This window comes from Citrobacter sp. CK194, from assembly GCF_030333395.1.
Taxonomy (GTDB): domain Bacteria; phylum Pseudomonadota; class Gammaproteobacteria; order Enterobacterales; family Enterobacteriaceae; genus Citrobacter_B; species Citrobacter_B koseri.
This window is the reverse complement of record NZ_JAOWGA010000018.1, coordinates 834,498-854,196: the sequence shown is the minus strand read 5'-3', so window position 1 is coordinate 854,196 and position 19,699 is coordinate 834,498. Positions and strand designations below refer to the sequence as shown.

Below are 19,699 nucleotides of genomic sequence, written 5' to 3'. Positions count from 1 at the left end.
TGTGTAGTGTTACTCTTTATTTATCTTTTCGCTGGCGCGAAAACTTTTTCATGTAAATCCAGATATAACTCATCAATCTGCGTAAACGGATTGATACAATCGTTCTTCTCAAGCCATGCTCTGAGCCTGGCGCTTTCCTCACACGCCTTAAGACCATTTTTCTTTATTAGGCTATAGAGTCCACTATACTTTTCGCTATAATCTTTCAAATGCGTATTTTTAAGGTATTCCTTGCAGTTCTGTGCCGCGCTTTTATTTGCTTTAACAAATGGCCGTCTTAACACTTCATAATGGAGTAAAAACCAGACCTCGATGCAGGGATCAGAACGCAGGATCTTCGCCTGAGGATACCGGTCGCCACCAAGGGACTTTTTACGCCGTGAAAAAGTATGTTCTTTTAACATACTGGCTGCCAGGTCAATATCTTTCCCAAACTCATCCGTATCAATTAGGCAATAAATCAGCTCAAATTCAAGATCCTGCTCATAAAGATCAATGGCGGTGCGTACAACGCTACTTGGGTTTGAATGGCGCCCAGGTTCAATATAAACGTCTGTATTCGCTATTTTAAGGTCTTTAACCATATCCTTAAAATAGGTTGGTTCGGTCTCCGTACCTTCGCAAACGATCAGGGTTTTCTTACGCTCAGATTTAACTTTACCGCTGCCTCGTTTTTTCAATGCAGAAGGAGAAATTAACTCTTTCATTTTCCTGGCCATCATTCACCCCAAAAAAGGAACGCCACCAAATTTACCCAAATCCCAGCCTTTTATAATAGAGTCCTCAAACCTGGGGGCAAAATCGCTCAGTGGATAAAGCACGGTTTCAAGCTCGCTATTTTTCTCCAGGAACCATATTTGATCCCGTCTGACGAGTTTTTCCGTATCTAATAGAACGTTTGAATGCGTTGTGAGAATCAGCTGCAAAAGACGTTCAGAGTGTTTGACCATTAACTCAAAAATCGCTCTGACGATATAAGGGTGGAGCGATGATTCAAACTCATCAAGAACCAGTACGCTTTTTTCACCGGCCTCACAGCACAGTAAAAGAATGCCTGATAGATCGAATAACTTCTTCGTTCCCGAAGATAATCTTTCATAAGGGATGTTTTTCTTGATACCGCTGGACGTCGTATGTTCTAAAACAATTTGAAAACCGACATCGCTCAATATCATTTTTTTCATTTCTTCTGGCATCTCATCAGGTAACGTCACGTTCTTTTTCGTTACCGAAATATCAGAAATAGAAAGATCAAACTTGTTTAAAAACTCAAGTATTTTATTTTTTTTCTGTTCATCGCCATCAGCCAGATCGTCTAAAAAAGAGTATCTGGATGCCATTCGGAAAACATCATCATTGCGATTACTGGATACAATTAAATCGCCTCTGAACCAGTTAATAAACTCATCCAGTTGTGAGACATCATAAGCATGCAGAATGGATACGAATGGCGAGCGTTTGCTGTTATTGGCTTTTTCTATCGCCACTTCATACGTTTTTTTATCTATCTGCAACGATGGGCAGTAGTATTCGAATTCATTGGTTTCAGCATTATATACTCTGGAGATAATCGTCTTTGGTCTTACCCCTTTTTTTGAGTAAACCCATAAACCTTCAGCTTCTATCGCGTCTGTACCGATAGATAACGTATACTGATACCGTTCACCGGTCGTGCCGATAAAACTGATCTCAAAATCAGTAGGCGCGGTTAACTGTTCCTCATCAAAAATAAATTTAGGTATTTCTCTGTCGATAAACCGCGTTCTTATTGAATCATTCTGTGAACTATCAGCAAACCCTCTAAGGATATAGGATTGCAGAAAATCTAAAGCTTCAACAAAACTACTTTTGCCCGCGCCGTTAGCACCATAAATTACTGCGACCTTATTAATCAGCAGATCATCAAAATGCTCAGCTGTTGCCGTCGTCTCTGGATGCTCTTTATAAGATTTTTTAGCAGCCATCGATAAAGTTTGTTTTTGGCTAAAAACTTTAAAATTCTGCACTGAAAATTCAATAAGCATTTATAACTCCTTTTTTTGTGAAAAAATCACAAATTTTCCGGTTAAAGCCTATCACGCAACCTTCCCGATTGCCAGATCAACGTTGTCTGATTGTCAACCCATATGACCGCTTATCACGGCAGTTTCTACAATATTCACGACCCCCTACGGAGCCCCCGTCGCTCCCACATCCAGACCTCATTGATTCAATTACAGTTTATTCCTAAAGCCACCGCCTTTCTGCCGTGTCATGCTTAACCACGCATATAACTGATAACGTTAAGCGAGGTTCTTATGAAAAAAACAATGATCGCCTTATCTGCACTTCTGCTGGCTTCCCCTGTTTTTGCTGCGACCACACACGCGACCGATAACGACGTTGCAGCCGCTCATGAAAGCGCAAATACCGCCAAAGAGAAACTGCACCAGGCGCAGAATCAGGGTGAAGAGCTGAAACTGAAATCTGAACATGCCGCTGAAGGTAAAAGCGACAACCTGAGCAGTAAAGTGAGTGAAGGCTCGCAGAAGGCCTGGAATAAGACCAAAGAAGGCACCGAAAAAGGCTGGAATGCCACGAAAGAAGGTGCTGAGAAAGGCTGGAACAAAACCAAAGAAGGCGCAGCAGAACTTGAGAAAAAAGTCAGCGAATAATTTTGCCTGACATGAGAAAAAAGCCGCTAATGCGGCTTTTTTTATTCCCACGAACCACCCTTTATCCGGCCTGCGGTGATGACGTTTTTATTTACTGCGCCGTCGTTAAAAACCGCACCCGCACACGCAGGCCGCCCAGCGTTTCACTGCGCGACAGCTGCGGATGGGTACGGTGCAGGCGGGCAATGTCGTTGACCAGCGCCAGACCGATCCCCGCCCCGCTCTCATTCCCCACGTTAGCAAGCCGATGAAACGGCATCAGCGCCTGCGGGATCTGCTCAGCGTCAATCCCTGGCCCATTGTCTTCCACCACCAGTACAACAGCCTCGCCATCCCGCAATAGCCGTGCCGTTACCGTTCCCTGCGACGGCGTATATTTCAGCGCATTATCCAGCAAATTCGCGCACAGCTCGCCGAGCAAAACGTCATCCCCTTCAATCCACACCGCCTCTTGCTCACCTTCATACCCCAGATCGATAGCTTTGCTGCGCGCCTGCGCCAGACGGCTAAAACAGCTCATCTGCACCACCTCATACAGATTAACCGGCAAGAACTGTCGCTCCCCCTGCTCTTTACGTTTCACCGCCGACAGTTGCAACAGCCGCTCCGTCAGCAAAATCGTGCTATCCAGCGTCGCGCTCATCGCCCGTAAACTTTCGTGCCACTGCTGCGGCTGTTGACTGGCTAACGCCACCGCTGCCTGCGTTTTCAATACGGCCAGCGGCGTTTTTAACTGATGGGACGCATCGGCGCTAAAGCGTTCCTGACGGGAGATCAGCGCGCGCAGGCGATCAATGTAGCGGTTAAAGGCGACGATCAGCAGCCGGGTCTCTGACCAGGGCAGCAGTTCCGGCAAGGGCGTCAGCAGGCCCGGTTCACGACGCACCATCAGCGAGGAGAGCTGGCGCATCGGCTTCAGAATGCGTCGCAGCAGCCAGCCAACGAGAATCAATGTCAGCAGCACCAGCAGCCCTTGCGACACCCATGAGGAGAACAGCAGTTGCCCGGCCAGATAGCGCCGGGACTGTAGCGTCTCGGCAACGTAGATCTCCGCCATCCCGAATATCGCCCCTTCATTTACCGGCTGGAGCAGACGCGCCACGCGGATCGCCTGTCCGCGATACTGGGTGTGATAAAACCACGCCAGCGCCGGGTAGAGCCGGGTTCGCGAGGTGGAAGGCGGCATCGCGGGCAGATCGTCATAACCGGAGATCACCTTGCCGCCCGGGTCCACGACTTTGTAATAGAGACGATCGTTCATGTTGAGTTCAAAGCTGTCGAGCACCACCCAGGGGACATTCACCTCCAGTTTGTCGTGGCGCACCACCAGCCGTTCCGCCACCGTTCTCGCAGAAGAGAGCAGCGTCCTGTCGTAGGCCTGCGTCGCGGCCTGTAGCGCGCTAACGTAGCTGTTAAATGCCGACAACCCCCACAGCAGCACCAGCGGCAATCCGAGGAACAGCAACAGTTGCAGGTACAGCGACTGGGGTTTAGCCCACCTCATCGCCGCACTCCAGCACGTAACCCAGCCCACGCAGGGTGGTGATCCGCACGTTACTGCCCTGCAATTTTTTCCGCAGACGATGGATATAGAGTTCGATGCTCTCCGGGCTGACCTCATCGCTCAGGCTGAAGACCTGTTCAAACAGCTGCTGGCGCGACACCGGTCGCGTTCTGCGGTACATCAATACCGTCAGCAACGCCTGCTCACGCGGGGTCAGCGCCAGCGGCTGCGCCTGAAGCAAAAAGTAACCTTCATCGTGAAACGCCAGATCGCCAAGCTGCTGCAACTCCTGCACCTGACCCGCGCTGCGCCGCAGTAATGCCCGCAGCCGCGCATCAAGTTCTTCAATCTCAAACGGTTTTGGCAGATAGTCATCCGCTCCGACGTTCAGCCCTTTCACCCGATCCGCCACCGCGCTGCGCGCCGTCAGCAGCAGCACCGGCAGCGTTTGTCCACGCTTGCGCAGGCGCTGCACCACTTCCAGTCCGTCCAGCCCCGGCATGTTGATGTCGAGCACCGCCAGCGCATAGGTCTCAGTGTGCAGAAGATGATCGGCCGCCTGGCCATCGAATACGCAGTCCACGGCAAAACCGTTCTGCACCAGCGCTTTTTCCAGCCAGTGAGCCAGTTCACGGTTATCTTCCGCTAATAAGAGACGCATATCACATCCTGTAAAGTTTCTGCCGCATTGAAAGGGAATTGAAAGGTTATTGTTTTAACAATCACGCAACCGAACTGCTACATGTCGGCTCACATAATCACAAAAATCTTCTTCCGTATCTGAAAACTCGGACGTCCGCGTGAGGATAAACAATGAAAAAACAATTACTTCGTGCCCTTACTGCCAGCGTTTTACTGATGAGCACCGCTGTACTGGCGCAGGACGCGCCGTCGCGTACTGAATGTATCGCCCCGGCCAAACCCGGCGGCGGGTTTGACCTCACCTGTAAGCTAATTCAGGTGAGCATGATGGAAACTGGCGCTATCGAAAAACCGATGCGCGTCACCTACATGCCGGGCGGCGTCGGCGCGGTCGCCTATAACGCTATCGTCGCCCAGCGTCCTGGCGAACCGGGGACGGTCGTCGCCTTCTCCGGCGGCTCGCTGCTTAATCTGTCGCAGGGGAAATTTGGTCGTTACGGCGTGGATGACGTGCGCTGGCTGGCGAGCGCCGGTACTGATTACGGCATGATCGCCGTGCGCGCCGACTCCCCGTGGAAGTCGCTAAAAGATCTACTCGCCGCGATGGAGAAAAATCCTGACAGCGTGGTGATTGGCGCTGGCGCATCGATTGGCAGCCAGGACTGGATGAAGTCGGCGCTGCTGGCGCAAAAGGCCAATGTCGATCCGCACAAGATGCGCTACGTGGCGTTTGAAGGCGGCGGCGAGCCGGTCACTGCGCTGATGGGCAACCATGTGCAGGTGGTTTCCGGCGATCTCAGTGAAATGGTGCCTTACCTGAGCGGCGATAAAATTCGCGTGCTGGCGGTATTTTCTGAAGAACGCCTGCCGGGTCAGTTAGCCAACGTCCCGACCGCCAAAGAGCAAGGATACGACCTGGTCTGGCCGATCATTCGCGGCTTCTACGTGGGGCCAAAAGTCAGCGATGCCGACTACCAGTGGTGGGTAGAGACCTTCCAAAAGCTCCAGCAGACCGACGAGTTTAAAAAGCAGCGTGAGCTGCGCGGCCTGTTTGCATTCGACATGACCGGCAAGCAGCTTGACGACTACGTCAAAAAGCAGGTCGCCGATTACCGCGAGCAGGCGAAAGCCTTCGGCCTCGCGAAATAAACCTGGAGGCAATCATGAGCGATCGTATTTTTGCAGGTATCTGGCTGTTGCTCTGCGTTGCCGGGCTGTTCATCGCCTGGCAGATTCAGAGTGAATACAGCTACGAACCGGTCGGCCCTCGCCCGTTTCCGCTGGGCATTATCGGTCTGATGGCGCTCTGCGCGCTGGCGCTGTTATTGCGTCATCCCGATACCGTTAGCTGGCCTCACCACCATGTGCTGCAAAAGCTGCTCACGATGGTGATTGTCCTGCTGATGTACGCCTGGGGATTTGAGTGGCTGGGCTTCCCGGTTGCCACCGCCATTCTCACCCTGGTCATCGGCATTCTGTTCGGCGCAACAATCCCGGCTGCGGGCATTTCCGGCGCGGTTCTCGGCATCCTGCTGTGGTATGCCTTCGACCGTCTGCTTGACGTCACCTTACCTCTCGGCGCCTGGCTGAGTTAACGGAGAAACGATGGATACCTGGATATATCTTTCTCAGGGTTTTGCGGTGGCAATGACGCCGGAAAACCTGGTGATCGCGCTGATCGGCTGCTTCGTCGGCACCATTGTCGGCCTGCTGCCGGGTCTTGGCCCGATTAACGGCGTGGCGATTTTACTGCCGCTGGCTTTCGCCCTGCATCTGCCTGCGGAGTCCGCGCTGATCCTGCTGGCTACGGTTTATATCGGCTGTGAATACGGCGGACGTATTTCGTCGATTCTGCTCAACGTGCCTGGCGATGCGGCGGCGATCATGACCGCGCTCGACGGTTATCCGATGGCGCAACAGGGGCGCGGCGGCGTCGCGCTTTCCATCTCGGCGGTCAGTTCATTTTTTGGATCGCTTATCGCCATCGGCGGGATCATCCTGTTCGCGCCGTTACTGGCGCAATGGTCGCTGGCGTTTGGCCCGGCGGAATACTTTGCGCTGATGGTCTTTGCCATCGCCTGCCTCGGCAGCATGATGGCGCAAAATCCACTGAAATCATTTCTGGCAGCGCTGATCGGTCTGGGTCTGGCGACCGTCGGCGTAGACGCCAACACCGGGGTTTATCGCTTTACTTTTGACAGCGTACATCTCTCCGACGGTGTGCAGTTCATCGTGGTGGTGATCGGTTTGTTCTCTGTCTCAGAAATTCTATTAATGCTGGAACATACCAGCAGCGGCCAGAAACTGGTACGCAAAACCGGGCGCATGTTGTTTAACGCCAAAGAAGGGGCGCAGTGCGTGGGCGCAACGTTACGCTCATCGGTGATTGGCTTCTTCGTCGGCGTGCTGCCGGGCGCAGGCGCCACCATCGCCAGCGCCATCACCTACATGACCGAGAAGAAGATCAGCGGCAACAGCGACAGCTTCGGTAAAGGCGATATCCGTGGCGTGGCGGCACCGGAAGCCGCTAACAACGCGTCGGCCTGCGGTTCATTCATCCCCATGCTGACGCTCGGCGTTCCGGGTTCCGGCACCACGGCGGTAATGATGGGAGCGCTGACGCTGTATAACATCACGCCAGGGCCTGCGATGTTCACCGAACAGCCGGATATCGTCTGGGGGCTGATCGCCGCGCTGCTGATCGCCAACGTGATGCTGCTGGTCATGAACATCCCGCTAATTGGCATGTTCACCCGTATGCTGACCATCCCGCTGTGGTTCCTTGTCCCGGCGATTGCCGCCGTGTCTGCGGTCGGCGTGTACGCGGTACACAGCACCACGTTCGATCTGGTGCTGATGGTAGCGCTCGGCATACTGGGCTACATTCTGCGCAAAATGCACTTCCCCATGTCGCCGCTGATCCTCGGCTTTGTGCTGGGCGAAATGCTGGAGCAGAACCTGCGCCGCGCGCTCTCTATCAGCAACGGCAATATGGCGATTTTGTGGGAGAGCGGTGTGACGAAAGCGCTGCTGACAATGGCGATAGCGGTGATTATCATCCCGCCGCTGCTGCGCCTGCTCCGCAAGCGCAACAGCAAGCCACAGGTGGATATCGGCTAACGGATTGCCGGATGGTGTTGCGCCATCCGGCAATCATCACTGTCGCGCCTCAATCCGCTGTAGCATATACGGGAAGAAAGGATTCGACGTCACGCGCATCAGCGTATCCAGCCCCACCGCCAGCGTGGACGTTTCCCCGCGCAGCGCGATAGTCCCGATACTGATTCCATAGCGGTTCAGTTCGTCCGGTTGCAGACCATACAGCGAATCACTGAGCGGAAACGGCACCGCCACATGCGACAGCGAATACATCTCCTGCGGCCAGGCCAACGGTAACGGCTGAACCTGCTCCACATGCTCCCCGGCCGGGGTATCGCGCGCCACGACGTTCAGCGTTTCCGGCGTCGCATTCGTGATGATGGTTGTGCGATAGTTGCGCGGCGCAGGCGGTAACAACTGAGTAATGGCGGTATACGATGAGGTGCGCAACAGCGGACGCAAGCTGGCGGCCTGATTGATATCGAACAGCACCAGCTCACTGCCGTTATTGCCAAGATAACGATAAAACGAATCCACCACCGCACGGGTACTCACCGTGGAATCCATAATTGACTGGAAGGTCAACACCGGCGGCAGTTCGTTAAGGCGGGAGCTTCGCGCATCCCGCGAAATCTGCTGTTGTAATGCTTTTGTCAACAGATAAGACTGACGCGCGGCGTTAACCGGAAACGAGTTATATTTGAACGGATTATATTCTGGCGTGACGTTCAACCACGCCGCTTTGGCAAACGGCGGAAAGAGCGCAGGCAAACCCGCCAGTCCGGCAAAACGGGCGAATGCCGTCACGCCGATCATCGGCGACAACAGGATAAGCTGCTGAGGACGCCGCAACGTGTTGTCTTCCAGCGCGTCCAGCGTGTACTTGAGCGCCAGCGCCCCACCGTTTGAGTAGCCCACCAGATGCAACGGCACATCTCGCCCCGCAAGCCGCGTCGCTTCCCGAACCGCCAGCCGCGAGGCGGCAAGCCACTGTTCCCACTCCACCGCCGTTAACGCGCCGGGCGCGGTGCCGTGCCCAGGCAGACGCGGCACAACGGCGATAAAGCCACGCTGCTGATAATCCTTAGCAACGTATTTCATGCTGTAGGGCGAATCCGTTAAGCCATGCAGTAACACGGCGACACCACGCGGTTTACCCTGCGGCATGAGTACGTACGAGCGGTTGCCGTTGGGCGAAAACTGCGGCGGCCAGACCCGGCTGTTATGGTAAAAACGGTTGATGGGCGTCTGCTCATCCGGCTTCAGCTTATCCGTCACCCCGGTTTTCAGATGGCTAAACAGCGCTTCTTCCCGCGCCAGGTACTGCGAAAAAGTGGCCTTATCCAGCGCGTTGGCAGACATTTCGCTACCGGTCCAGGTATGCCAGAGATGAAGATCGGGCCCGCTTTCTGTCTGGTAAACCCGCACGCCAAGAAAAACGATCAGAACCACAAGCAGCGTCAACGCCACATGCCTGATGAGCGATGCCAGTCCGGCACTCATCCATTTAAGGCGTCGGAATAGATTTTTTATCAATGGCTTAATCCCTGTCTCCCGCTCATCTGCTATTTCACAAACAGAATCAGTTTAGGCTGCGGATGTAAATCCTGTCTCATTTCTTAATCCCTGATATTTATAATGTTAAATATTTGTTGTTTTTGATCACAAAAATTAAACAAATCGTCAGTTTTGTATGCGTTTATCAAAAATGTAGATATTTTTAGTTTATGGCTACGAAATGAGCATCGCCATGTCTCCCTGACCATTTACTGAGAGGATCGATTCTGATGAATGCACTGACCGCCGTAAAAACAAATGCTGATAGTGTCACCCGCAGCGACGCCGGATTTACCTTCGCCCCTTCCGTACAGTCGCCGCGTCTGCTGGAACTGACCTTTAGCGCAAAAACGACGGCGCAATTTTTGCAGCAGGTGGAACAGTGGCCGGTACAGGCGCTGGAATACAAATCCTTTTTACGTTTTAAGGTCGGTCAGATCCTCGACGCCTTATGTGGCAACCAGCTACAGCCGCTGCTTATTAAAACGCTGCTGAACCGCGCCGAAGGCGCACTGCTGATCAACGCCGAAGGGATCGACAACGTAGAACAGGCTGACGAGATGGTCAAGCTGGCGACGGCGGTGGCGCACCTTATCGGGCGTTCTAATTACGATGCGATGAGCAGCCAGTACTACGCGCGCTTTGTGGTGAAGAACGTCGATAATTCAGACAGCTACCTGCGACAACCGCACCGCGTGATGGAGCTGCATAACGACGGCACCTACGTTGAGGAAGTTACCGACTACGTGCTGATGATGAAAATCGACGAACAAAATATGGCGGGCGGAAATTCACTGTTGCTACACCTTGATGACTGGGAGCATCTGGATCGCTTTTTCAGCCACCCGCTGGCACGTCGCTCCATGCGTTTTGCCGCGCCGCCGAGCAAAAACGTCAGCCACGATGTTTATCATCCGGTATTTGACGTTGACCAGCAGGGGCGCCCGGTCATGCGCTATATCGACCAGTTCGTCCAGCCAAAAGATTTTGAAGAGGGCGTCTGGCTCAGCGATCTCTCCGATGCGCTGGAAACCAGCAAAAACATCCTCTCTGTTCCGGTGCCGGTCGGTAAATTCCTGTTGATTAACAACCTGTTCTGGCTGCACGGGCGCGACCGTTTTACGCCACACCCGGATCTGCGCCGTGAACTGATGCGCCAGCGCGGTTATTTCGCTTATTCCACCCATTGCTACCAGACTCATCAATAAGCGCGGTCAGACGAAGGAATTGAGCGGATGTATGATTTTGTAATTATTGGCGGCGGCATTATCGGCATGTCGACCGCCATGCAGCTTATTGATGTGTATCCAGACGCCAGCATCGCCCTGCTGGAAAAAGAGTCCGAACCGGCCTGTCATCAGACGGGTCACAACAGCGGCGTGATCCATGCCGGGGTCTACTACACTCCCGGTAGCCTCAAAGCGCAGTTTTGCCTCGCCGGAAATCGCGCCACCAAAGCCTTTTGCGATCAAAACGGCATTCGCTACGACACCTGCGGAAAAATGCTGGTGGCGACATCCGAACTGGAAATGACGCGGATGCGGGCGCTGTGGGATCGCACGGCGGCAAACGGCCTGGAACGCGAGTGGTTAAGCGCGGCGGAACTGCGGGAGCGGGAGCCGAACATTACCGGTCTGGGCGGGATTTTTGTCCCCTCCAGCGGGATTGTCAGCTACCGGGACGTGACGGCGGCGATGGCGAAAATCTTCCAGGCCAAAGGCGGTGAGATTGTCTACAACGCGGAGGTCAGCGCGCTGAAGGAACATGCGGCGGGCGTGGTGATCACAACCCGGGGCGGGCAGATATACGAAGCCTCAACCCTGATTAGCTGTTCCGGGCTGATGGCCGACCGGCTGGTTAAAATGCTGGGGGTCGATCCCGGTTTTATCATCTGCCCGTTCCGTGGCGAATACTTCCGTCTGGCGTCGCAGCATAATCAAATCGTTAACCATTTGATCTATCCCATTCCCGATCCGGCGATGCCGTTTTTGGGCGTCCACCTCACCCGGATGATCGACGGCAGCGTTACCGTCGGGCCTAACGCCGTGCTGGCTTTTAAACGAGAAGGCTACCGGAAAGGCGATTTTTCATTATCCGATACGCTGGAAATTTTCGGTTCGTCCGGCATCCGCCGCGTGCTGCAAAACAATTTGCGCTCAGGGCTTGGCGAGATGAAGAACTCACTGTGCAAAAGCGGCTATCTGCGGCTGGTGCAAAAATATTGCCCCAGCCTGACCTTAAAAGATTTGCAGCCGTGGCCTGCGGGCGTGCGGGCGCAGGCGGTGTCCCCGGATGGCAAGCTGATCGACGATTTCCTGTTTGTTACCACGCCACGATCCATTCACACCTGCAATGCGCCCTCTCCGGCGGCCACATCAGCCATTCCCATCGGGGCGCATATCGTCAGCAAAGTGCAGACGCTGCTGGCAAGCCAGAGTCATCCCGGACGCACGCTACGTGCGGCGCGTCGCGTGGACTCATTAAACGCCGCATTCACCCGTTAACCCTTTTAAGACAGGAAGCAATCATGCAACTTAACGATCCCACCTTGTTCCGCCAGCAGGCGTTTATTGAGGGGCAATGGCGCGACGCCAGAAGCGGCGACACGATCGCCGTAACCAACCCAGCGAACGGTCAGCCGTTAGGCAGCGTACCGAAAATGGGGGCAGAAGAGACCCGCGAAGCCATTGACGCCGCTAACCGCGCGCTGCCCGCCTGGCGCGCGCTCACCGCCAAAGCGCGGGCGAATATTCTGCGTCGCTGGTTCAATTTGATGATGGAGCACCAGGACGATCTCGCCCGCCTGATGACGCTGGAACAGGGGAAACCGCTGGCGGAGGCAAAAGGAGAAATCAGCTATGCCGCCTCCTTTATTGAATGGTTTGCCGAAGAGGGTAAGCGTATCTATGGCGACACGATTCCAGGCCACCAGGCCGATAAGCGCCTGATCGTTATCAAGCAGCCGATTGGCGTCACCGCCGCCATCACGCCGTGGAATTTCCCCTCGGCGATGATTACCCGCAAAGCCGGCCCGGCGCTGGCGGCCGGTTGTACGATGGTTCTGAAACCCGCCAGCCAGACGCCGTTTTCCGCCCTGGCGCTGGCTGAACTGGCGAACCGCGCCGGGGTTCCCGCAGGCGTCTTTAACGTCATCACCGGTTCTGCGGGAGCGGTCGGCAATGAACTGACCAGCAACCCGCTGGTGCGCAAACTGTCGTTTACCGGCTCAACCGAAATTGGCCGTCAACTGATGGAACAGTGTGCGAAAGACATCAAAAAGGTGTCGCTGGAGCTGGGCGGCAACGCGCCGTTCATCGTCTTTGATGACGCCGATCTGGATAACGCCGTAGAAGGCGCGCTGGCCTCTAAGTTTCGCAATGCCGGGCAGACCTGCGTCTGCGCTAACCGCCTGTATGTACAGGACGGCGTGTATGACCGCTTTGCGGAAAAACTCCAGCAGGCGGTGAGCAAGCTGCATCTCGGCGATGGCCTGCAAGCGGACGTCACCACCGGGCCACTGATTGACGAAAAAGCGGTAGCCAAAGTGCAGGAGCACATCGCCGACGCGCTGGAGAAAGGCGCAAAAGTGCTCTGCGGCGGTAAGGCGCATGCGCTCGGCGGCAACTTCTTCCAGCCCACCATCCTGGTGGACGTCCCCAATAACGCGAAAGTGGCTAAAGAAGAGACGTTCGGCCCCCTCGCCCCGCTATTCCGCTTTAAAGATGAAGCGGACGCGATCGCGCAGGCGAACGATACCGAGTTCGGTCTGGCGGCCTATTTCTACGCCCGCGATTTAAGCCGCGTGTTTCGCGTCGGCGAAGCGCTGGAGTACGGCATTGTCGGCATCAACACCGGCATTATCTCCAACGAAGTCGCGCCATTCGGCGGGATTAAAGCCTCCGGTCTTGGCCGCGAAGGTTCTAAGTACGGCATCGAAGATTATTTAGAAATCAAATACATGTGTATCGGTCTTTAAAAAAACAATACTGGAGAACACCTGATGAGCAGCAATAAAGAATTAATGCATCGCCGCAGTAACGCCGTTCCTCGCGGCGTAGGACAGATCCACCCTATTTTTGCCGATCGCGCGGAAAACTGCCGAGTCTGGGATGTGGAAGGCCGCGAGTATCTCGATTTTGCAGGCGGTATTGCGGTGTTGAATACCGGGCACCTGCACCCGGAGATCGTCTCGGCGGTCGAAGCACAACTGAAAAAGCTGTCGCATACCTGTTTTCAGGTGCTCGCCTACGAGCCGTATCTGGAGCTGTGCGAACTCATGAACCAGAAGGTGCCAGGCGATTTCGCGAAGAAAACCTTGCTGGTGACTACCGGTTCCGAAGCGGTGGAAAACGCGGTGAAAATCGCCCGAGCGGCGACAAAGCGTAGCGGCGCCATCGCTTTTAGCGGCGCTTATCATGGCCGTACCCACTACACCCTGTCGCTGACCGGAAAAGTCAATCCCTACTCTGCCGGAATGGGGCTGATGCCAGGCCACGTTTATCGCGCGCTCTACCCTTGCGCCCTGCACGGCATCAGTGATGATGACGCGATTGCCAGCATCCAGCGCATCTTTAAAAACGATGCCGCGCCGGAAGATATTGCCGCCATCATCATTGAACCGGTACAGGGAGAAGGCGGTTTTTATGCGGCCTCGCCCGCTTTTATGCAGCGTCTGCGCGCACTCTGCGACGAACACGGGATCATGCTCATTGCCGATGAAGTGCAAAGCGGCGCGGGGCGTACCGGTACGCTTTTTGCGATGGAACAGACGGGCGTCGCCCCGGACCTCACCACCTTCGCCAAATCGATTGCCGGCGGCTTTCCGCTGGCGGGAGTGACCGGTCGCGCCGATGTGATGGACGCCATCCCGCCGGGCGGTCTGGGCGGCACCTACGCCGGTAATCCTCTCGCCTGCGCCGCCGCGCTGGCGGTACTGAACATTTTCGAGCAGGAAAACCTGCTGCAAAAAGCCAAAGACCTGGGGCAAACCCTGCGTAAAGGGCTGCTGAATATTGCTGAAACGCACCGCGAGATTGGCGACGTGCGCGGCCCGGGAGCGATGATCGCCATTGAGCTGTTTGAAAATGGCGATCGCAGCAAACCGGACGCGAAGCTGACCGCCGACATCGTCGCCCGCGCCCGTGATAAAGGGCTGATCCTGCTCTCCTGCGGGCCGTACTACAACGTGCTGCGCATTCTGGTGCCGCTGACTATCGAAGAAGCGCAAATTCAGCAAGGGCTGGACATCATCGCTCAGTGTTTTGATGAGGCGAAGCAAGGTTAGGTCGTTGTAGGCCGGATAAGGCGCTTGCGCTGCCATCCGGCAATGTTGTGATGCCCGGTGGCGTTCCGCTTACCGGGCCTACGCATCAAGAGCAGCCAACAGCTTCAATAACAATAACGGGGTAAGAAGATGGGGCAATTGTCAGAATCACATGCTTTAGGTGGCGGACTGAAATCCCGCCACGTCACCATGCTGTCTATCGCCGGCGTCATTGGCGCCAGTCTGTTTGTCGGTTCCAGCGTCGCAATTGCGCAAGCCGGGCCTGCGGTACTGCTGGCTTACCTGTTTGCCGGGTTGCTGGTCGTTATGATTATGCGAATGCTGGCCGAAATGGCCGTCGCCACGCCGGATACCGGCTCTTTCTCAACCTATGCGGATAAAGCCATCGGCTCCTGGGCGGGCTACACCATCGGCTGGCTGTACTGGTGGTTCTGGGTGCTGGTTATCCCGCTGGAGGCCAATATTGCCGCCATCATCCTGCATTCATGGATACCGGGCGTCCCCATCTGGCTGTTCTCTCTGGCGATAACCATCGCATTAACCGGCAGTAATTTGCTGAGCGTCAAAAATTACGGCGAGTTCGAATTCTGGCTGGCGCTGTGCAAAGTGATTGCCATTCTGGCGTTTATCGCGCTGGGCGCGGCGGCAATTAGCGGCTTTTATCCCTACGCAGACGTGAGCGGCGTTTCACGCCTGTGGGATCATGGCGGCTTTATGCCCAATGGCTTCGGCGCGGTACTGAGCGCGATGCTGATCACCATGTTCTCATTTATGGGCGCAGAGATTGTCACGATTGCCGCCGCCGAGTCCGACACGCCGGATAAGCATATCGTGCGCGCCACCAACTCGGTGATCTGGCGTATTTCAATCTTCTACCTGTGCTCTATTTTCGTGGTGGTCGCGCTCATCCCGTGGAACATGCCGGGACTCAAAGACATTGGTTCCTACCGTTCGGTACTGGAATTGCTGAATATTCCTTATGCCAAAGCGATCATGGACTGCGTGATTTTATTGTCGGTCACCAGTTGCCTGAATTCCGCGCTGTATACGGCGTCGAGAATGCTCTACTCCCTCAGCCGTCGTGGCGATGCGCCCGCCGTTATGGGCAAACTCAACCGCAGCAGGACGCCGTATGTGGCGGTGCTGTTATCCACGGGGGCGGCATTCCTCACGGTGGTGGTAAATTATTACGCCCCGGCGAAAGTGTTTAAATTCCTGATCGACAGCTCCGGCGCGATCGCCCTGCTCGTCTACCTGGTGATTGCGGTTTCCCAGCTCAGAATGCGGAAAATCCTGCTGGCGGAAGGGAGTGAAATTAAGCTGAAAATGTGGCTCTATCCGTGGCTGACCTGGCTGGTTATCGCTTTTATCTGCTTTGTGCTGGTGGTGATGCTATTCCGACCGGCGCAACAGCTGGAGGTGATTTCTACCGGGCTGTTAGGACTGGGGATCATTTGTACCGTGCCGATTATGTCCCGCTGGAAAAAACTGGTATTGTGGCAAAAAACGCCGTTGCAAAATACGCGTTAGACCTGTGTCCCGGCGCGCGCCGGGATATCAGCCCAATGCTATTCAGGAGTTGTACCATGACCGCCTCTGCCCAACCGACGGCCATAGATGGATACCGATGGCTCAAAAACGATATTATTCGCGGCGTTTATCAGCCCGATGAGAAGCTGCGCATGAGTCTGTTAACATCACGCTATGAGTTAGGCGTGGGGCCGTTGCGGGAGGCGCTTTCTCAACTGGTGGCGGAACGGCTGGTCACGGTGGTGAACCAGAAAGGCTATCGCGTGGCGTCAATGTCGGAGCAGGAACTGCTCGATATTTTCGATGCCCGCGCCAATATGGAAGCCATGCTGGTGCAACTGGCTATTGAGCGTGGCGGCGATGAGTGGGAAGCCGATATTCTCGCCAGGGCGCATATGCTCAACAAACTGGAATCGAGCGATGCCAGCGAACGTATGCTGGACGAGTGGGATCAGCGCCATCAGGCATTTCATACGGCTATTGTTGCCGGTTGCGGCTCACATTATCTGCTGCAAATGCGCGAGCGACTTTTCGATCTGGCGGCACGCTACCGTTTTATCTGGCTGCGCAAAACGGTTCTGTCCGTTGAAATGCTCGAAGATAAACATATTCAGCATCGGGCGCTTATGGAGGCTATTCTGGCGCGCGATGCCGCACGCGCCAGCGAATTAATGCGCCAGCATTTACTGACGCCAATTCCGATTATTCAACAGGCGATGGCCGGTAAACTTCAGCAGGAACAGAGCTGAGTCCGGTTACTCTTCCGGGATACGTAAAACCTGCCCGGGATATATTTTATCCGGGCTTTTCAGCATCGGCTTATTCGCTTCAAAGATTTTGTTGTACAGATTGGCATTACCGTAAACCTGTTTTGAAATAGCGCTCAACGTGTCGCCTGATTTCACCGTATAAAATTGACTCTCCGCCGCAGGCGCTGACGTTTTAACCTGATCTTCCACACTGCCGATCCCGGAAATATTCCCGATCGCAATGAGGATTTTTTCTTTCGCTTCCTGACTTAAACCGTCGCCTGTTACCGTCGCTTTACCGTCCGTCACCTGCACATTGACTTTATCGGCGTCAGGAATACCGGTTTTGTTTAAGTGTTCCTGCACCTTTTTCGCCAGATCATCTTTATCATGATTTCCGGTTACGGCATCCCAGAGCTTTTCACCCGCATCTTTCACAAAATTGAAGAGACCCATATTTACCTCGGTTGTACACAATAGACACCCAGAGAGTGTAGCAGAGGGAAGCGGCTTAACAGGGAAACGGCATGACATATTGCTGGCGCAAACTGTAAGGCGAACAAGACATTCCTCATTTACACCCTTTACGCTGCCAGGAAGCTGATTTACGCTGCTAAATACACCGTATTGTCCACCAGGAGAAACCATGACAACCGGGACGATTTCCCCGCGCGAAGCACAGGCGCTGATAGTACAAGGGGCAACGCTGATTGATATCCGTGACGCCGATGAATACCTGCGCGAACATATTCCCGACGCGCAGCTGGCGCCGCTCTCCACGCTTGAGCACGGCGCTTTTCCGGCGGCGTTACGGGCTGAACGCGTCATCTTTCACTGTCAGTCAGGCAGGCGTACCAGCGGCAATGCCGCAACGCTCCAGGCGGTCGCCGCCCCCGCAGAAGTCTGGCTGCTGGAGGGGGGAATCGAAGGCTGGAAAGCTGCGGGCCTGCCCGTGGCGGAAGATAAGTCTCAGCCGCTGCCGCTGATGCGTCAGGTGCAAATTGCCGCCGGAGGGCTGGTTCTACTGGGCGTTGCGCTGGGTTACACCGTCAGTAGCGGTTTCTTCCTGATCAGCGGCTTTGTTGGCGCCGGGTTAATGCTGGCGGGATTCACGGGTTTCTGCGGCATGGCGCGACTGCTCGAAAAGATGCCCTGGAACCGGCGAACGCATTAAGCGGTAGCGCCAGAATCGCCGCAGCCCCCGGCGGGCCGGGTGGTTTGTACTGACCAGGTTGATATCAGCCGGATAAGCACCGTCTCATCCGGCAAAATACCGCGAAATTAGATCAGAAAATCATCCAGAGATTTCCCCGCCGCCAGCGCCTGGGCAATCGGCTTAGGCGTGCGCCCCTGACCGGTCCATGTTTTCGTCTCACCATCAAAATCGGTAAAACGATATTTCGCCGGGCGCGGCTGACGTTTTTTACCTGAACGCGGCGTTGCCGCCCCCATATTTAATAAGTCTTCTGGCTTGATGCCGTCGGCTTTCATCATCTCCAGAAAGGTATTAATTTTCTCTTGCTGTTCAGCGCGCAGACGCTGTTGCTCTTCTTCTTCTTCGCGTCTTTCTTTAGTGACAACCCTGAATTTTTCGAGCATTTCTTCAAGAACGTCAATGGAGAATTCGCGGGCCATTGCGCGCAGTGTACGGATATTATTTAAATTCTGTAACATCAAAGTCATAACAATAAAACCTTTTAACGCAGGGGAAAACAAGTATTACGCCAGAAAGTATATTCGATTATTGATTATATTTCCAGAGAGTGGGATATACAGCAATATCTTGGCCTGCACACCGCCGCTTATATTTATTCGCCTTCGCCGTTATATATTCAGCCTGAATAACGCACGCCTGCAAAATTAAAAAAGCGGCCCCTCCCCGGCGTACACAACAGCAGCCGTCGATGCCCTTTCGCTCCCGCCTCGCTTGCGCAAAACGCCGAAAAAAACAATAAAAGTTAAGCCATTGATTTGGAAAACATTAGTCACGGCGGACAACGAAAATCCCGAAACGAACAAAAAACAGACACCGGCAGAGTATTTTATCGACAAAAAAACAATAAATAAAAATTTTACACTAGTTGCTAGTTATTATGTAGAGATATACGCTATGCATTAGCGAAAGCACTACGCTAAATCACTACAACCACACGTTCAATGGCGATTTTTACCCTTTTACAAGGAGCATTAACATGTTCTCACCGCAGTCACGCTTGCGTCATGCAGTCGCAGACACGTTCGCGATGGTTGTTTATTGTTCTGTCGTGAACATGTTGATCGAGATATTCCTCTCTGGAATGACCTTTGAACAGTCGCTGTCTTCCCGTCTGGTCGCCATTCCGGTCAATATTCTGATCGCGTGGCCCTATGGAATGTATCGTGATGCGATTATGCGCGTCGCGCGTAAGGCGAGCCCGGCGAGTTGGGTGAAGAATCTGGCGGATGTACTGGCTTACGTCACCTTCCAGTCTCCAGTTTATGTCGCGATTTTGTTGACGGTCGGCGCAGACTGGCACCAGATTACAGCGGCAGTCAGTTCGAATATCGTGATATCCATGCTGATGGGCGCGGTTTACGGCTACTTCCTTGATTATTGCCGACGCCTGTTCAAAGTCAGCAGCTACCACCAGGCTAAAGCCTGAGCCCCGCTTTCTTCGCGACTGGCAAGGCCAGTCGCTTC

At 54.3% G+C, this 19,699-nt stretch carries 19 protein-coding genes; 12 read left to right on the top strand and 7 right to left on the bottom strand.

Features of this window, described 5'->3' with window-relative positions; all coding sequences use genetic code 11:
• Positions 1 to 20: 20 nt before the first annotated feature.
• Positions 21 to 707: an RloB family protein gene (locus tag OGX80_RS15820; protein WP_058667989.1), complete on the bottom strand. Its 687-nt coding sequence runs from the start codon at positions 705 to 707 to the stop codon at positions 21 to 23.
• A gap of 15 nt (positions 708 to 722) precedes the next feature.
• Positions 723 to 2,024, bottom strand: coding sequence for an AAA family ATPase (locus OGX80_RS15815; RefSeq protein WP_012134761.1), 1,302 nt, complete (start codon positions 2,022 to 2,024; stop codon positions 723 to 725).
• Positions 2,025 to 2,297: 273 nt separating this feature from the next.
• On the opposite strand from OGX80_RS15815, the gene OGX80_RS15810 reads away from it, so the two are divergent.
• The gene (locus tag OGX80_RS15810) at positions 2,298 to 2,654 is read left to right on the top strand and encodes a KPN_00521 family repetitive protein (protein ID WP_012134762.1); all 357 of its coding nucleotides are present in this window, start codon (positions 2,298 to 2,300) and stop codon (positions 2,652 to 2,654) included.
• 91 nt (positions 2,655 to 2,745) lie between these two features.
• Here OGX80_RS15810 and OGX80_RS15805 read toward each other — a convergent pair whose 3' ends face one another.
• Entirely contained in the window at positions 2,746 to 4,158 is a 1,413-nt protein-coding gene (locus tag OGX80_RS15805; RefSeq protein ID WP_047461775.1) for a sensor histidine kinase, read from the bottom strand.
• Complete coding sequence (gene tctD, locus OGX80_RS15800; protein ID WP_012134764.1) at positions 4,145 to 4,819, bottom strand: transcriptional regulator TctD; 675 nt, start codon at positions 4,817 to 4,819, stop codon at positions 4,145 to 4,147. Before tctD ends, OGX80_RS15805 begins: the two co-directional genes overlap by 14 nt.
• 152 nt (positions 4,820 to 4,971) lie before the next feature.
• On the opposite strand from tctD, the gene OGX80_RS15795 reads away from it, so the two are divergent.
• The 3 genes from OGX80_RS15795 to OGX80_RS15785 are packed head-to-tail and all read left to right on the top strand — an operon-like array spanning position 4,972 to position 7,920.
• On the top strand, positions 4,972 to 5,949 hold the full coding sequence (locus tag OGX80_RS15795) for a Bug family tripartite tricarboxylate transporter substrate binding protein (RefSeq protein ID WP_012134765.1): 978 nt from the start codon (positions 4,972 to 4,974) through the stop codon (positions 5,947 to 5,949).
• Positions 5,950 to 5,960: 11 nt separating this feature from the next.
• Entirely contained in the window at positions 5,961 to 6,395 is a 435-nt protein-coding gene (locus OGX80_RS15790) for a tripartite tricarboxylate transporter TctB family protein (RefSeq protein ID WP_160880288.1), read from the top strand.
• 10 nt (positions 6,396 to 6,405) lie between these two features.
• Complete coding sequence (locus OGX80_RS15785) at positions 6,406 to 7,920, top strand: tripartite tricarboxylate transporter permease (protein ID WP_115181249.1); 1,515 nt, start codon at positions 6,406 to 6,408, stop codon at positions 7,918 to 7,920.
• A 36-nt stretch (positions 7,921 to 7,956) separates the two neighbouring features.
• On the opposite strand, the gene OGX80_RS15780 is transcribed toward OGX80_RS15785, so the two are convergent.
• Positions 7,957 to 9,432 carry an alpha/beta hydrolase gene (locus OGX80_RS15780; RefSeq protein ID WP_233644191.1) on the bottom strand — a complete coding sequence of 492 codons (1,476 nt, stop codon included), beginning with the start codon at positions 9,430 to 9,432 and terminating at the stop codon, positions 7,957 to 7,959.
• 254 nt (positions 9,433 to 9,686) lie between these two features.
• On the opposite strand from OGX80_RS15780, the gene glaH reads away from it, so the two are divergent.
• From glaH to csiR, 6 genes are all read left to right on the top strand, one after another.
• Positions 9,687 to 10,664, top strand: a complete 978-nt coding sequence (glaH, locus tag OGX80_RS15775) for a glutarate dioxygenase GlaH (protein WP_115181247.1) — start codon at positions 9,687 to 9,689, stop codon at positions 10,662 to 10,664.
• A gap of 27 nt (positions 10,665 to 10,691) precedes the next feature.
• On the top strand, positions 10,692 to 11,960 hold the full coding sequence (gene lhgD, locus OGX80_RS15770; protein ID WP_047461764.1) for an L-2-hydroxyglutarate dehydrogenase: 1,269 nt from the start codon (positions 10,692 to 10,694) through the stop codon (positions 11,958 to 11,960).
• A gap of 23 nt (positions 11,961 to 11,983) precedes the next feature.
• On the top strand, positions 11,984 to 13,432 hold the full coding sequence (gene gabD / locus OGX80_RS15765; protein ID WP_058667994.1) for an NADP-dependent succinate-semialdehyde dehydrogenase: 1,449 nt from the start codon (positions 11,984 to 11,986) through the stop codon (positions 13,430 to 13,432).
• Positions 13,433 to 13,456: 24 nt separating this feature from the next.
• Complete coding sequence (gene gabT / locus OGX80_RS15760; protein WP_012134773.1) at positions 13,457 to 14,740, top strand: 4-aminobutyrate--2-oxoglutarate transaminase; 1,284 nt, start codon at positions 13,457 to 13,459, stop codon at positions 14,738 to 14,740.
• A gap of 129 nt (positions 14,741 to 14,869) precedes the next feature.
• On the top strand, positions 14,870 to 16,270 hold the full coding sequence (gabP, locus tag OGX80_RS15755) for a GABA permease (RefSeq protein WP_286471320.1): 1,401 nt from the start codon (positions 14,870 to 14,872) through the stop codon (positions 16,268 to 16,270).
• A 56-nt stretch (positions 16,271 to 16,326) separates the two neighbouring features.
• Positions 16,327 to 17,019, top strand: a complete 693-nt coding sequence (gene csiR / locus OGX80_RS15750; protein ID WP_047461758.1) for a DNA-binding transcriptional regulator CsiR — start codon at positions 16,327 to 16,329, stop codon at positions 17,017 to 17,019.
• A 6-nt stretch (positions 17,020 to 17,025) separates the two neighbouring features.
• On the opposite strand, the gene lysM is transcribed toward csiR, so the two are convergent.
• A complete protein-coding gene (gene lysM / locus OGX80_RS15745) occupies positions 17,026 to 17,475 on the bottom strand; it encodes a peptidoglycan-binding protein LysM (protein WP_012134776.1) in 450 nt (149 codons plus the stop codon).
• Between the two features lie 190 nt (positions 17,476 to 17,665).
• On the opposite strand from lysM, the gene OGX80_RS15740 reads away from it, so the two are divergent.
• On the top strand, positions 17,666 to 18,193 hold the full coding sequence (locus OGX80_RS15740; protein WP_115181245.1) for a rhodanese family protein: 528 nt from the start codon (positions 17,666 to 17,668) through the stop codon (positions 18,191 to 18,193).
• A gap of 107 nt (positions 18,194 to 18,300) precedes the next feature.
• On the opposite strand, the gene stpA is transcribed toward OGX80_RS15740, so the two are convergent.
• Complete coding sequence (gene stpA, locus OGX80_RS15735; RefSeq protein WP_114848685.1) at positions 18,301 to 18,702, bottom strand: DNA-binding protein StpA; 402 nt, start codon at positions 18,700 to 18,702, stop codon at positions 18,301 to 18,303.
• A 509-nt stretch (positions 18,703 to 19,211) separates the two neighbouring features.
• Between stpA and alaE the strand changes: the two genes are divergently transcribed.
• Positions 19,212 to 19,661 (top strand): L-alanine exporter AlaE, encoded by a 450-nt coding sequence (alaE, locus tag OGX80_RS15730; protein WP_024130879.1) that lies wholly within the window; start codon positions 19,212 to 19,214, stop codon positions 19,659 to 19,661.
• Positions 19,662 to 19,699: the final 38 nt, after the last annotated feature.

Excerpts from the sequence above, each read along its gene's own strand:
- OGX80_RS15805 (WP_047461775.1), bottom strand. The coding sequence starts at position 4,158 with ATGAGGTGGGCTAAACCCCAGTCGCTGTACCTGCAACTGTTGCTGTTC.
- alaE (WP_024130879.1), top strand. The coding sequence starts at position 19,212 with ATGTTCTCACCGCAGTCACGCTTGCGTCATGCAGTCGCAGACACGTTC.
- OGX80_RS15740 (WP_115181245.1), top strand. The coding sequence starts at position 17,666 with ATGACAACCGGGACGATTTCCCCGCGCGAAGCACAGGCGCTGATAGTA.
- OGX80_RS15820 (WP_058667989.1), bottom strand. The coding sequence starts at position 707 with ATGAAAGAGTTAATTTCTCCTTCTGCATTGAAAAAACGAGGCAGCGGT.
- OGX80_RS15795 (WP_012134765.1), top strand. The coding sequence starts at position 4,972 with ATGAAAAAACAATTACTTCGTGCCCTTACTGCCAGCGTTTTACTGATG.
- OGX80_RS15785 (WP_115181249.1), top strand. The coding sequence starts at position 6,406 with ATGGATACCTGGATATATCTTTCTCAGGGTTTTGCGGTGGCAATGACG.
- csiR (WP_047461758.1), top strand. The coding sequence starts at position 16,327 with ATGACCGCCTCTGCCCAACCGACGGCCATAGATGGATACCGATGGCTC.
- gabP (WP_286471320.1), top strand. The coding sequence starts at position 14,870 with ATGGGGCAATTGTCAGAATCACATGCTTTAGGTGGCGGACTGAAATCC.
- lhgD (WP_047461764.1), top strand. The coding sequence starts at position 10,692 with ATGTATGATTTTGTAATTATTGGCGGCGGCATTATCGGCATGTCGACC.
- gabT (WP_012134773.1), top strand. The coding sequence starts at position 13,457 with ATGAGCAGCAATAAAGAATTAATGCATCGCCGCAGTAACGCCGTTCCT.
- glaH (WP_115181247.1), top strand. The coding sequence starts at position 9,687 with ATGAATGCACTGACCGCCGTAAAAACAAATGCTGATAGTGTCACCCGC.
- stpA (WP_114848685.1), bottom strand. The coding sequence starts at position 18,702 with ATGACTTTGATGTTACAGAATTTAAATAATATCCGTACACTGCGCGCA.
- lysM (WP_012134776.1), bottom strand. The coding sequence starts at position 17,475 with ATGGGTCTCTTCAATTTTGTGAAAGATGCGGGTGAAAAGCTCTGGGAT.
- tctD (WP_012134764.1), bottom strand. The coding sequence starts at position 4,819 with ATGCGTCTCTTATTAGCGGAAGATAACCGTGAACTGGCTCACTGGCTG.
- OGX80_RS15810 (WP_012134762.1), top strand. The coding sequence starts at position 2,298 with ATGAAAAAAACAATGATCGCCTTATCTGCACTTCTGCTGGCTTCCCCT.
- OGX80_RS15815 (WP_012134761.1), bottom strand. The coding sequence starts at position 2,024 with ATGCTTATTGAATTTTCAGTGCAGAATTTTAAAGTTTTTAGCCAAAAA.
- gabD (WP_058667994.1), top strand. The coding sequence starts at position 11,984 with ATGCAACTTAACGATCCCACCTTGTTCCGCCAGCAGGCGTTTATTGAG.